Source organism: Mesotoga sp. BH458_6_3_2_1, assembly GCF_003664995.1.
Lineage (GTDB): Bacteria > Thermotogota > Thermotogae > Petrotogales > Kosmotogaceae > Mesotoga.
The window spans coordinates 177299-189519 of the sequence record NZ_JFHL01000029.1 but is presented as its reverse complement, the minus strand read 5'-3'; the positions used below and the strand labels follow the sequence as shown (position 1 = coordinate 189519).

Genomic DNA, 12221 nt, shown 5'->3' with positions numbered 1-12221 from the left:
AACAAGACCCCCGCAATGCAGGGGTCTCTCTATCATTCAAAAACACTCGTGGCACTTCTAGTCTTGATCTCTTCGGAGAGCTTCTCGATAAACGTGTCCAGTCCAATAGATCCAAGATCTTTTTCACTTCGCAGTCTTATAGATACAGTTCCGTCTTCTCTTTCTCTGTCCCCGACTATTAACATATAAGGCACTTTGAGCAGTTGAGCGTCCCGAATTTTGTAATTTGTAGATTTCTGCCTGTCATCAACTTCGACTCTGAATCCCTTGTCCTTCATTTCAGAAGCGACCGACTCAGCGTATTCGATGTGTCTGTCGGCTATGGGAATAACTGCAACCTGGGTCGGAGCAAACCAAGTCGGAAAGGCTCCTGCGAAGTGCTCGATAAGTATTCCCATGAATCTCTCAACTGAACCGTAGATAGCTCTGTGAATCATAACTGGCTGATACTCCTCGTTGTCGGGGCCGACATACTTGATTCCAAATCGTTCAGGCATCATGAAATCCAGCTGAATAGTCGCACACTGCCATTCCCTTCCGAGCGAATCCTTTATGTGATAATCGATCTTCGGACCGTAAAAGGCACCATCGCCTTCATTGACTTTGAACTCCATATTCTTTGCCTTCAGGGAATCCTCAAGTGCCTTTGTAGCAATATCCCAGAGCTCCACTTCGCCCATGTAATCTTCAGGCCTCGTCGAAAGCTCCGCCCTGTACTGGAAATTGAAAGGCGAATAAATCTTCTCTACGAAGTCGATCACTCCCATGATCTCCTGCTGTATCTGTTCTCTGGTACAGAATATGTGAGCATCGTCCTGAACGAATCCCCTTACTCTGAACAGACCGTGCAGAACACCGGAACGTTCGTATCTGTGGACCTTTCCGAACTCAAAGAGTTTCATCGGAAGATCTCTGTAGCTCACAGACGAGGACTTGTAAACTATGATATGACCGGGACAATTCATTGGCTTCACCGCAAACTGCTGGTCCTCTTTCTCCGTGAAGTACATATTGTCCCTGTAATGATCCCAGTGACCTGATGTTCTCCACAGGGCATCCGACATAACCTGTGGCGTACTCACTTCTCTGTAGCCGTCTTCAATGTGCTTCTCTCTCGAGAATTGAAGTAGCTCATTGAGCATCTCCGTTCCCTTTGGAAGGAATACAGGCATTCCGGGCGCATATTCGTAATTGATTGTGAAGAGGCCAAGCGCCGGACCAAGCTTCCTGTGATCCCTCTTCTTTGCCTCTTCAATCATCTTGAGATAATCCTCGAGATCGCTCTTCTTTGCGAAGGCCGTTCCATAAACTCTCTGAAGCATTTTGTTGTTCTCATCGCCTCTCCAGTACGCACCGGATACCGATGTGAGCTTGAAATACTTGACCTTGCCAGTCGAAGAAATGTGAGGACCCCTGCAAAGATCGACGAATTCTCCCTGCCTGTAGAATGTGACGGTTTTTGCGCCGGTGTCCTTTATCAGATCCTCAATGAGCTCTACCTTGTAAGGCTGGTCCTCCTTCTTCATGAGAGCAACTGCATCACTCACGGGCAACTCGAACCTCTCCACGGTGAGATCTTCTTTGATTATCTTGTTCATCTCAGATTCGATCTTCGACAAATCCTCTTCAGTTATTCTTGTATCGCCCAGATCTATGTCGTAGTAAAATCCATTCTCAATTGTAGGCCCTATGGCAAGCTTGACTCTCTCCTTACCATAAATTCTCATTACTGCCTGAGCAAGAATATGCGACATTGTATGTCTAAAAAATACTGCCGCTTCAGGATCCTTATCCAGTACCAATCTTACCGAAGCGTCACTCTCAATAGGTCTTTCCAGATCCCACAGTTCTTCATCAACTATCGCACCGAAAGTTCGCCTGGCCAGTCCCTCGGAGATCTCTCTTGCAATCTCCGCTGGTGTCACTCTTCGCCCGTATTCTCTGATAGAACCGTCGGGCAATTTTATAGAAATACCCATAATATCCTCCTGATTACGGTATTATCGCCACGGCTTCCATTTCTACCGGCGCATTCTTGGGCAAGTTAGAGACTTCAACGACAGCTCTCGCGGGCTTGTGTTCCTTGAAATACGTCATGTAGATTTCATTTAGTATCGAGAATTTCCCCATATCTCTAACATAGATGTTCACTTTCACGATATTGTCCAGACTCGACCCGCCGGCGGCGACAACCGCGAATAAATTCTCCAGTGACTGTCTGCATGCTCCTTCGAAATCTGTCACCAGCTCACCGGTCAACGGGTTGAGGGGGATCTGTCCAGAAACAAAGAGAAAACCACCCGCCGCAATTGCTTGAGAATATGGTCCAACCGCCGCCGGTGCCTTGTCAGTACTGATAACCCTCAACACAGTAACACCTCCTATTTTGGTTAATTATATCATTACAGAATAGATGAAGCGACGCATATGCACTTTCAAAAACGCATTCGTGAAGAGAAACAATGTAGAATCGATCTGTATATGATTGAAGAGATAAGAGCAAGCAAAGCCCTTGTAAAATCAAACATTCCTTTGACGGATTTCACTGTCAATCCTTATGTTGGATGCACAATTGGCTGCAAATACTGTTTTGCAAGGTTCATCGGCTCTTTCAAGTACTGCCACGGCATATGGGGAAGAGACGTTCAGGTTCGTAAGAATATTGTCTCTCTTCTAAGAAAAGAGATCACTTACCATCCCAAGCGCGCCGTGTTTCTCAGCACGGCCTGTGATCCATATCAGCATATAGAAGAGAGGTATGGGATCACTCGTGAAATACTGAGAATACTTGTCTCTCATCGGATTCCTGTATTCGTAATGTCAAAGTCCATTTTGGTCAGAAGAGATATGGACCTGCTGAGAGCCTCTGAAGGAGAAGCTAGGGTTTTGATAACAGTAACTACGGACATAGACGATGTCAGAAAGGTCCTCGAACCAGGTTCATCTTCCTTTGAAGAAAGGCTCGAGACAATCGACATGCTTATTGCCAACGGAATCAAGGTTGGTGTTTTCGTCGGCCCGGTTCTCCCGATGAACGCGACAAGAGTTGCCTATGAGCTTTCAAAAAGGGTCGAAGAAGTACACATAGATCCAATGAACTACACTTTTCAGGTTAGAGACATCTACAGAGATTTCGGCTGGCAGAGATGGCTCAGTGCCGAGGCTTACCAAAATGTTAGGGAAGAATTCTCCCGATTATTCCAGGTTGATTAGCTAAAAAACCAATCCCGCCGCAATATAGGGACAGAACTCCATATTCTCGAGTGAAGGCGTGAAATCGAGATTCAGGCCACCCTCAAGAAACAGGCCGGAATCAGACACACCTAAGCCGGCCCGAACTCTGGCCGGGAGATCCCAGCCTTCGATTTTGGCTCCAAGTACGTCAATCAATCCCCTGACCTGAACCCCCAAGCCCGCCTTTATATATAAAACAGTTATGGGAAGTTTGAGATTCAGGCCTGCATAACTCAAAAACGGATCTGCAAATTCAATCCTTCTTTCCGAGGGCCACACTTGAGCGAAAGGTATATCCAGAGAGATAGGCCCGATACTGCCGAGAAGCGAAAGTCTGGCACAGCTAAGGCTGCTTTGATCAGATTGAGTAACGTCAACGCCTATCCCCAGATCTATCTCCACAGCAATCATAGTTGAAACCAAAATTAGAGCAAGAATCACCAGAAAGAACCCTCTCACAGACAACACCCCCAGATGAGAACGTTTCAGACACAACAACCGAATACATAACCTATTATAAACCAAGCGCAAGGAAGAGCAAGAAGAAATCATACGATGAATCCTCCCTTCTTTTCACCACAAACCGAGCAATAGCGGCGATGGCTTTCAGAAAGCACTTGCGGATGCAGTCGATTCTTCTTTTCTCGCTGAAAAGCGAAGCCGTTATCACTGATAGGCTTCCCCGGAAAACAATTCGCAGTTGCGAACAGTCGAACTATAGCCAGATAATCAGTGCTATTTTCTCCTCTTTGATCGTGGTTGGCTATAACGGCATTGACGATCTGGACGAAAGAGATGGTACACTTTGCATGATGTATAATGCATCGTGTTCATTATTTGTTAATCTTTCTTCCCAAAGAACGGGATGTTCTACGACAGTCCCGCATATGGAGGTGTTTGGATGAAGTTAAACAAGGCACTCGTAGTCGCAATGGTCATGCTAATTGGGGTTTCTGCACTTGGCGCAACGATCAAGGTAGCATTGGTTGCACCATTCACAGGACTGGGTTCTATTCTTGGCGACTACATCAAGATGGGCGCACAGTTGGCGCTTGAAGAGATCAACGCTGCAGGCGGAGTCAACGGTGATCTGCTAGAAATGGTCGTGTATGACGACGCTGCAAATCCAAGCACGGCTGCAAATGTCATAAGAAGAGCTCTCTTTCAGGACAACGTTGTGGCCGTATTTGGACCGAACATGAGCAGTTCAGTTATTGGCGTTCACCAACTGGCGCAGCAGGCAAAGGTTCCAATGCTGGTCGGAGCGACCTCTCCTTCATTCAGGTACTCGGTAATTCCCAACGATTTCCTTTTCAGACTCAGAGCCGACGACAAGGTCAAGGTTATTCAGCTGGTGAAGTACGCAGTTGAGGTTCTTGGAATCGAGAAACCTGGAATTATATACGGCTCAACCGACTACTGTATTGCTGCTCTTGAAGTTGCCAAAGAGGAGTTCCCGAAGTACGGAATCGAAATAGTGGCATTGGAACAGATCAAAGAAGGCGACAAGGATGCAACCGGACAGTTGTTGAAGATGAAGAACGCTGGATTCGATGGACTAATAGGACTTACACACGAATCAGAAGCAGCGGTGTCTGTTAATCAGCTGAGACAGTTACAGATCGATGTGCCGATTATCGGATTCTCTGCATGGGGTGTTCCCGCATTCACAGACCTAGCTCCTGAAGCGGCTGTAGGTGTGTATTCAGTACAGGGATTCAACCCGGTCGATCCCGATCCTGCTGTTCAGGCTTTTGTTGAAGCCTACAAGGCCAGATGGGACGGCAAGGAACCTAGTGACCCGGGACAGGCTTACTATGACGGAATGTATTTGCTCGCAGATGCAATAAGAAATGTAGGAACTGACGGAACAAAGCTTGCGGAATACCTTGCAAATGAAGCCACAATTGTCGGTGTGCAGGGTGAACTGAAGTGCGATGAACACCATAATTTCACCAATGTATGTCTGATTTCACAGTTCGACGGAAAAGACTGGCAGATAATCACTAAGTTGTACTAAGCCTCTTTGCGGGAGGGGGCGCTCTGCCTGCCTCCCGTTTACTTTCCTTACAAGGAGTGTGAACAATGCTTCAAGACATTCTCCAGAATATAGTTTCAGGGGCTTCAATCGGTGCCACATATGGACTCGTAGGACTGGGAGTAGTTTTCCTCTGGTTGACGATCTCAAGAATAAACTTTGCCAACATATCGTCTGCGATGTTGGGAGCCTATCTCTTCTACAGTTTCTATACTCAACTGAACCTGGGTTTTTTCATCTCTTTCGTTTTGTCTATAGCCGTTATAGCGCTCTATGGGTTGGGATTGAGAGCCTTCATATATGAGCCCATAAGGAAGCGGGGAGGCGGACGTCTCGAATTCGTGGTCGCCACGCTTATGCTGTGCACCTTCTGGCTCAACTTGATAATTGTTACTTACGGGGCTCTACCGAAGCCATTTCCGCCGGTATTCGGGGGAAGCAACGACTTCATTTCGCTCGGAGGAATAAGAATTCCCTCGCTCTACTTGAACATATATCTCGTAATTGCAATCCTTATGGTCTTCATCTATTTCATTCTAAACAAAACGCTTATCGGGAAATCATTCCGCGCAGCTGCTCAGAACAGGGAAGCGGCTGCTCTCATGGGAATTGACGTGAAGGTAACGACCTCTCTATCCTTCATTCTCGCGACAGTAGTAGTGGGAATTGCCGGAATACTTCTTGCGCCCATTTACTTCGTCTCTCTCGAACTTGGGGGAGGCTCGATAGGGGTTAAAGGCTTTGCTTCGGCCGTACTTGGAGGATTGACCAATCCTTACGGAACGATACTCGGGGGAATATCTCTTGGCCTCCTTGAAAACTTTTCAACCCTCTACATATCCTCCACATACAGAGACATAATATCCTTCTCGGTTCTTGTTGCCGTTCTGATACTGAAACCTTCCGGAATATTCAACTGGAAGAGAAAGAAGATATAGGGGGTGCAAGATGAAGAAGTTGATATTCATTCTCGGGGCAATTCTACTCATAATACTGTTTCCCATTTTCACCAAAAATTCGTACCATCTCTACCTGATGAACAGAGCCCTAATCCACGCGATTCTCGCTACCGGACTGGTCTTTCTGACTGGCTTCGCCGGCCAGATATCGCTCGGACAGGCCGGCTTCTACGCGATAGGGGCCTACACTTCGGCATACTTCACTGTGAAGCTCGGAATGCCAATTACAGTCGGAGTAATCGCGGGAATTGTCATCAGTGTCGTCGCAGGATTTCTTCTAAGTATTCCCTCGTTCAAGCTCAAGGCTTTCTTCCTCTCACTTGTGACAATTGCTTTCGGACAGATAGTCTGGATGCTTGTGATAAACCTCACTCCGATTACCGGTGGGCCGTCCGGCTTTTTTGGCATACCATTCTACTCGGTGGGAAACAACATGCTTTCTTTCGGGCAGGTCTTCTGGCTCTTCGGTGGGCTGCTCTTCCTATCGGTATTCATAATGTACCGCATAAAGCATTCGCACATTGGTCGAGCCATGCTTGCAATGAATGATGATGATGTGGCCACTGAGACCTGCGGAATTTCAACAAAGAGACTAAAGATGGCGGCTTTTGGCTTTTCTGCGGGCCTGGCAGGACTGGCAGGAGCACTGTACGCTCATCTGGCAGGCTTTCTCTCACCGGAACCATTCACATTCTTTGAATCATCGAATTTCGTCGCAATGGCAGTCGTTGGTGGCCTAAGACACATGAGCGGCGGAGTCGTGGGTGGAATTGGCCTTACGCTTCTTCCCGAATTTCTAAGATTCGGAGGCTGGGAGAACTACTATCTCATGGTGACTTCGATGATTGTCATCCTGATTATCATATTCGTGCCTATGGGACTTGGGCCCATTCTTGAAACCCTTCTGAGAAAGGTTTTCAGGATCAAGAGAAGCAACACAAAGACGTTGTAAGGTGGGTTGAAGATGGACATTCTTAGAACTGAAAACATGACCAAGAGATTCGGTGGAGTTGTGGCAAACAATGATCTGTCGATTGGAATTGCCGAAGGGCAGATTACAGCCTTGATCGGTCCTAACGGCTCGGGCAAGACGACGTTCATAAATGTTGTAACGGGAGTCCACCCTATCACAAGTGGAAAGGTATATTTCAAAGATCAGGATATATCGGGAATGGATATAAACAAGATAAGCAGGTTGGGCATTGCGAGGACCTTCCAGAAGATCAGGCTTTTCGAGAATCTCTCGGTGATTGAAAACGTTCTTGTAGCCAGAAAGCCCTTCTACAAGTCCGGACCTTTGAGTGTAGTTCTCGGAACTCCCAAATTCAGAAGAGAAGAAAAAGAAAACAAAGAGAAGGCCATGGAACTTCTCAAGCTCGTGGGTCTTGAAGATAGGGCATACGACTCTCCGACAGGTATGGCATATGGACTTCGGCGTTGCCTGGAAATCGCGAGAGCTCTTGCACTCGAACCTCAGCTGATGTTCCTGGACGAACCTGCTGCCGGAATGACCAGAGACGAATTCAAAGTAATTATGGATCTGATGATGATTCTCAAGGAAAGAGGAATTACGACTCTTCTTGTCGAACACACTATGGACTTTATCAAGGCCGTTGCAGATTGGGTCTATGTTCTGAACTTTGGTCAGGTAATTGCCAGGGGGAAGTTCGATGACATCGAAAAGGACCCGCTAGTTCTAAAAGCCTATCTGGGGGAGGATTGATTATGTTCTTGCTTGAAACCCGTGAACTCTCAGTTTCATATAACGAGGTTCCCGCTCTCAGAAAAGTATCAATAAAGGCCTCCAAAGGGGAAGTCGTCTCCGTGCTCGGTCCCAATGGAGCTGGAAAGACGACTCTTCTGAAGAGCATCTCGGGACTCGTATCTTCTGAAGCCGGAAGCAAAGTCCTTCTGAACGGAGAAGAGATCCAGCATCTTGCCCCGCACAAAATAACCAGACTTGGGGTTATTCACGTTCCCGAAGGAAGACAGGTATTCGCGGAACTCTCCGTTCAGGAAAACCTTGAAGTTGCGGCTACTAGAATTGGACTCGCAAAGGCTCGCCCAAACATCGAGAAAGTTTATGAGCTTTTCTCGGAACTGAAGTCCCGGAAAAACCAGATGGCCGGCACGCTTTCCGGCGGAGAGCAACAGATGCTCGCAATTGGAAGAGCCATCGTTTCCGATCCAATGATCATGATGATAGACGAACCTTCCATGGGACTGGCTCCTGTTATCGTTAAGAGAATATTCGAGACTCTGAAAAATTACGTCAAGGATACGGGTCTTACAATGTTGATTGTGGAACAGAACGCGAAGCTCTCGCTCCCGATGAGCGACAGAGTTTACATCGTATCGCAAGGTCAAATAAAACTCGAAGGCTCTGTTGACGAAGTGAAAAGCGATGAGCGAATCCGAGAAATGTATTTCGGTGGTAAGTAAGATGAAATTCTCGCTTGACTATAGAGAGAAGGAGAGACTTCAGCTGGAAGTTCCGGCGGGAAGAGTACTTCTTCCGACTTCACCTGTTGAGAGAAGCGGAGAGGGCAGCTCTCTGCGCGAATCGCTACTGAAGCCGTTTGATGCTGCTCCGATCCTGGAGCTTGCGAAATCTGCGAAAGAGATAGTCCTGATCGTAGAGGATCATACAAGGCACTCTCCAATCTTTGAGACTCTCTCTTTCATGAAATCGCTTTTCGTCGAAAACAAGATTCCCTGGAGCAAAGTCTCCTTGCTGGTTGCGACTGGAACTCACAGACAAATGACGGTCGATGAGCTAACCGAGAAGTTCGGCAGTTTTTCTCGCGATACCAGAATCCTCCAGCACGATGCAGAAGCAGCCAGCAGGATGAAAGACTATGGAGAATTCCTTGGAGTTCCGATCAGGATAAACGAAGCGGTTGAAGCCGACCTCACAATTGGAGTGGGTTCGATCGTTCCTCACAGGTTCTCCGGATGGTCGGGTGGAGCTAAAATTGTAATTCCAGGCGTCTCTGCATATGAAACTGTCTTTAAGTCACACAGGATGGCAATACTGAAGAGCAGGGCCGATGTCGGAGTTCTTGACAATGAGTTCAGGGAACTTATAGATGAAACCGGAAAACGAGTGGGACTTGATTACATTATAAATTTCTACTACGATATCGAAGGAAGAGTCGCCGGATGTGTATCGGGCAATCATGTAACTGCGCACAGAGAAGGCGTCAAAGTCGCGAGAGAAGAGCTGCTCCGAGAGTTCCCGGAAAAAGCCGATGTCACCGTGATATCTTCATTCCCCTCTGTGACCGATTTCTGGCAGTGCGGCAAAGCGCTGTACACATCCGATCTTGTTACCAGAAATGGAGGAGACATCGTTATGGTCTCGTCACTCGACGAAGGCTTTGGCGACCATCCTCTATTCGCCTCATTACTCAAGTTGGAGGCAGAAAAGATCCTAGAAAGACTGGACATGATTACCACCGAAGACCCGCTAGCGTATGTGGCGGCCTATGCAGTAAGGAAAGTTATTGAGAAGAAAAGGATTCACATCGTGAGTGACACAAAATTTGCAGATCAGTTCAATGAACTCGGGTTAACGGTCCATCCAGATATTCAATCGGTTGTTGACCGGGTGGCGCCGGCCGGCAAGAGCATCGCGGTTCTTCAGAACTCACTTGTGTTGCCGGAAATATCGAATAAGGAGGCACAATAATGAAACCGAAGGATCTTGATTACATGAAGCTAAATGGAACACCGTATTTTGATGAATCCCGCTGGGTGAGTCCTCTCAACTATGAGAGAGAAATCCGGGGTGAAAACGCAAAAGACAGTATCTACATACACGACGTTACGCTGAGAGATGGAGAACAGACTTGTGGTCTTACCTGGAGCGAAGACCAGAGGGTAAGAATCGGAGTTGCGTTGAATGATTTGGGTGTGAAGTCAATTGAGGTCGGAATGCCGATAGTCTCAGATGAGAACAAGAGGGCGATACGTAGACTCGTTGACATGAATCTCGATTCGGAAATCGTTCCATTCGCGAGGTCTTTGAAGAAGGATATTGATGAATCAGTTGACTGCGGCGCCACACGAGTGGTGGTTGAACACGCAGTAAATCCATACGATAACGAGCTTGTCTACGGTGTGTCTCCTGAAAAACTTATTGACAGAGTAGTTTCTGCAATTCTCTACGCTAAGGAACAGGGTATGAAGCCGACCTTCATGGGCTGGGACGCAACAAGATCTACCCCCGATTATGTCCTGAGAGTCTTCACAGAAGTGGCAAAGCAAGCAAAACCGGAGAGCATTGTCTTTGTAGATAGCTTTGGAGTCGCTTCTCCATTTGCAATAGAGTTCATATTCACTGAGCTCAGAAAGGCCATACCGGACATCCCGCTCGAATTTCATGTTCACAATGAATTCGGTCTTGCAATGGGATCGGTTTTTGCAGCTGTAAGAGCCGGTGTGTCAGGCATTCACAGCTCGATCAACGGACTTGGCGAAAGGACGGGCAACGTGGCTACTGAAGAGGTGGCCGCTGGCCTGAAACTCCTGATGGGGATAGATACCGGCGTCGATCTGACGAAGATCGGATACACTTCGCGACTGGTAGAAGATATTTCGAAAATCCAGGTGGCGAACAACAAGCCGGTCGTTGGGAAGCGCCTCTTCTGGGTCGAATCGGGCATCGTTGTTGACGCAATCGACAAGTTGAATGCGGCCGGGATTAACGCCGCCATGACTCCGTACCTTCCTTCGCTAGTAGGAATGGGCGATATAGACGTGAAACTAGGTGCCTTCAGCGGCCAGGCAAGCATAAAATACTGGCTTAAGAAATTGGGCATAGAGGCGACAGAAGACCAGCTTGAAGAACTGACGGAAATTGTGCGAAAGGAAGGACGAATAAGAAACACTGTCCTCGAACTTGACGAATTCAAGAGGATTGTCGGAGATTACATGAAATGAGTCTGATTCTCGTCATAAATCCCGGTTCAACATCAACCAAGGTAGCCGTCTTCGGAGATGGAAATGAAGTGTTCAAGAAGACGCTTCCCCTTGACGATGACATGCTCGACCTTCCCCTTTTTCCCGATCAGTACACAATAAGGAAGGATCAGATCCTCAGAGAACTCGACAGAAACGGGATAAGACCATCCCAACTAACTGCCGTGGCAGCCAGAGGAGGGAGATTGAAACCTCTGAATTCCGGAGTTTACCGCATTAACAGAGAGATGGTCGATGACGCGAGAAAGGGTCTTCAGGGTATTCACCCTGCAAATACGGCGGTCGTGATAGCTTTTGAACTGGCTCGAGAATTCGGAATGCAGGCTTTCACAGTCGACCCGATCAGTGTGGACGAACTGGCCGAGTGGGCAAGAGTAACGGGAATACAGGAGATCAGAAGAAATTCACTCTCCCACGCGTTGAACATGAAGGCGGTCGCGAAGAAAGCTGCGACTGAACTGGGAAAGAGCTACGAAGAAGCGAAGCTCATAGTGGCTCATCTGGGAGGCGGCTCGTCGGTAAGTGCCCATCTAAACGGAAAGATGGTCGATCTATACAACAGTGACAAGGAAGGCCCATTTTCTGTGGAGAGAGCTGGCGCACTCCCGACTCACGAATTGGCAGAGTTTGCTCGCTCAAGAGACGATTATCTAGACTATTTGGCTCACAGGGGTGGTCTGTTTTCCCACTTCGGAATGCGTGACGTTGAACGGATCGCCGAAGGTGTCAAGAATGGAGAAATCGATTCCATGCCTCTTGAAGCGTACATTTATAACATTACAAAATACTCATACAGTCTGCTTGCCGTATTTGACGGAGTTCCCGATGCCCTTGCCATTACGGGCGGAGTAGTGAAGTGTGACTACGTCAGAGAGAGACTACTTGCGAAACTGAAGGGTATCAGAGTTCTTCTATTCCCTGGAGAGTTCGAGATGGAAAGCCTTGCAGACGGAGTGCACAGAGTAATACGGGGAATAGAAGAGCCCCTGGAATACTGAGGTGATAAT

General features: G+C 47.5%; 13 protein-coding genes. 10 read left to right on the top strand and 3 right to left on the bottom strand.

Annotation, left to right across the window (positions count from 1 at the left end; genetic code table 11):
- Positions 1-32: 32 nt before the first annotated feature.
- Both thrS and Y697_RS13555 read right to left on the bottom strand, forming a co-directional pair.
- Entirely contained in the window at positions 33-1979 is a 1947-nt protein-coding gene (gene thrS, locus Y697_RS13560) for a threonine--tRNA ligase (protein WP_121552335.1), read from the bottom strand.
- 13 nt (positions 1980-1992) lie between these two features.
- Entirely contained in the window at positions 1993-2370 is a 378-nt protein-coding gene (locus Y697_RS13555) for a RidA family protein (RefSeq protein ID WP_121552334.1), read from the bottom strand.
- A 57-nt stretch (positions 2371-2427) separates the two neighbouring features.
- Between Y697_RS13555 and Y697_RS13550 the strand changes: the two genes are divergently transcribed.
- Positions 2428-3213, top strand: a complete 786-nt coding sequence (locus tag Y697_RS13550; protein ID WP_259462575.1) for a radical SAM protein — start codon at positions 2428-2430, stop codon at positions 3211-3213.
- Here the strand turns inward: Y697_RS13550 and Y697_RS13545 are convergent, their stop codons facing one another.
- The gene (locus Y697_RS13545; protein WP_121552333.1) at positions 3214-3693 is read right to left on the bottom strand and encodes a hypothetical protein; all 480 of its coding nucleotides are present in this window, start codon (positions 3691-3693) and stop codon (positions 3214-3216) included.
- A gap of 140 nt (positions 3694-3833) precedes the next feature.
- Between Y697_RS13545 and Y697_RS14780 the strand changes: the two genes are divergently transcribed.
- The 9 genes from Y697_RS14780 to buk all read left to right on the top strand — a co-directional run bounded on the left by Y697_RS14780 (position 3834) and on the right by buk (position 12212).
- Positions 3834-4139: a hypothetical protein gene (locus Y697_RS14780; protein WP_183083829.1), complete on the top strand. Its 306-nt coding sequence runs from the start codon at positions 3834-3836 to the stop codon at positions 4137-4139.
- Entirely contained in the window at positions 4136-5254 is a 1119-nt protein-coding gene (locus Y697_RS13540; protein ID WP_121552332.1) for an ABC transporter substrate-binding protein, read from the top strand. The genes Y697_RS14780 and Y697_RS13540 overlap by 4 nt, the downstream gene beginning before the upstream one ends.
- A gap of 65 nt (positions 5255-5319) precedes the next feature.
- Positions 5320-6210 carry a branched-chain amino acid ABC transporter permease gene (locus Y697_RS13535; protein ID WP_121552331.1) on the top strand — a complete coding sequence of 297 codons (891 nt, stop codon included), beginning with the start codon at positions 5320-5322 and terminating at the stop codon, positions 6208-6210.
- A 10-nt stretch (positions 6211-6220) separates the two neighbouring features.
- Complete coding sequence (locus Y697_RS13530) at positions 6221-7183, top strand: branched-chain amino acid ABC transporter permease (protein WP_121552330.1); 963 nt, start codon at positions 6221-6223, stop codon at positions 7181-7183.
- Positions 7184-7195: 12 nt separating this feature from the next.
- Entirely contained in the window at positions 7196-7954 is a 759-nt protein-coding gene (locus Y697_RS13525) for an ABC transporter ATP-binding protein (protein WP_121552329.1), read from the top strand.
- Between the two features lie 2 nt (positions 7955-7956).
- Positions 7957-8673 (top strand): ABC transporter ATP-binding protein, encoded by a 717-nt coding sequence (locus Y697_RS13520; protein ID WP_121552328.1) that lies wholly within the window; start codon positions 7957-7959, stop codon positions 8671-8673.
- A gap of 1 nt (position 8674) precedes the next feature.
- Positions 8675-9922, top strand: coding sequence for a lactate racemase domain-containing protein (locus Y697_RS13515; protein ID WP_121552327.1), 1248 nt, complete (start codon positions 8675-8677; stop codon positions 9920-9922).
- Positions 9922-11175, top strand: a complete 1254-nt coding sequence (locus Y697_RS13510) for a LeuA family protein (protein WP_121552326.1) — start codon at positions 9922-9924, stop codon at positions 11173-11175. The genes Y697_RS13515 and Y697_RS13510 overlap by 1 nt, the downstream gene beginning before the upstream one ends.
- Positions 11172-12212, top strand: coding sequence for a butyrate kinase (gene buk / locus Y697_RS13505; RefSeq protein ID WP_121552325.1), 1041 nt, complete (start codon positions 11172-11174; stop codon positions 12210-12212). Before Y697_RS13510 ends, buk begins: the two co-directional genes overlap by 4 nt.
- The last annotated feature ends 9 nt before the right edge of the window (positions 12213-12221 follow it).

Bases quoted from the DNA above. Each gene is read 5' to 3' on its own strand.
- Y697_RS13535 (WP_121552331.1), top strand. From the start codon at position 5,320: ATGCTTCAAGACATTCTCCAGAATATAGTTTCAGGGGCTTCAATCGGT.
- Y697_RS13540 (WP_121552332.1), top strand. From the start codon at position 4,136: ATGAAGTTAAACAAGGCACTCGTAGTCGCAATGGTCATGCTAATTGGG.
- Y697_RS14780 (WP_183083829.1), top strand. From the start codon at position 3,834: ATGGCTTTCAGAAAGCACTTGCGGATGCAGTCGATTCTTCTTTTCTCG.
- Y697_RS13525 (WP_121552329.1), top strand. From the start codon at position 7,196: ATGGACATTCTTAGAACTGAAAACATGACCAAGAGATTCGGTGGAGTT.
- Y697_RS13520 (WP_121552328.1), top strand. From the start codon at position 7,957: ATGTTCTTGCTTGAAACCCGTGAACTCTCAGTTTCATATAACGAGGTT.
- Y697_RS13530 (WP_121552330.1), top strand. From the start codon at position 6,221: ATGAAGAAGTTGATATTCATTCTCGGGGCAATTCTACTCATAATACTG.
- buk (WP_121552325.1), top strand. From the start codon at position 11,172: ATGAGTCTGATTCTCGTCATAAATCCCGGTTCAACATCAACCAAGGTA.
- Y697_RS13510 (WP_121552326.1), top strand. From the start codon at position 9,922: ATGAAACCGAAGGATCTTGATTACATGAAGCTAAATGGAACACCGTAT.
- Y697_RS13515 (WP_121552327.1), top strand. From the start codon at position 8,675: ATGAAATTCTCGCTTGACTATAGAGAGAAGGAGAGACTTCAGCTGGAA.
- thrS (WP_121552335.1), bottom strand. From the start codon at position 1,979: ATGGGTATTTCTATAAAATTGCCCGACGGTTCTATCAGAGAATACGGG.
- Y697_RS13550 (WP_259462575.1), top strand. From the start codon at position 2,428: ATGCACTTTCAAAAACGCATTCGTGAAGAGAAACAATGTAGAATCGAT.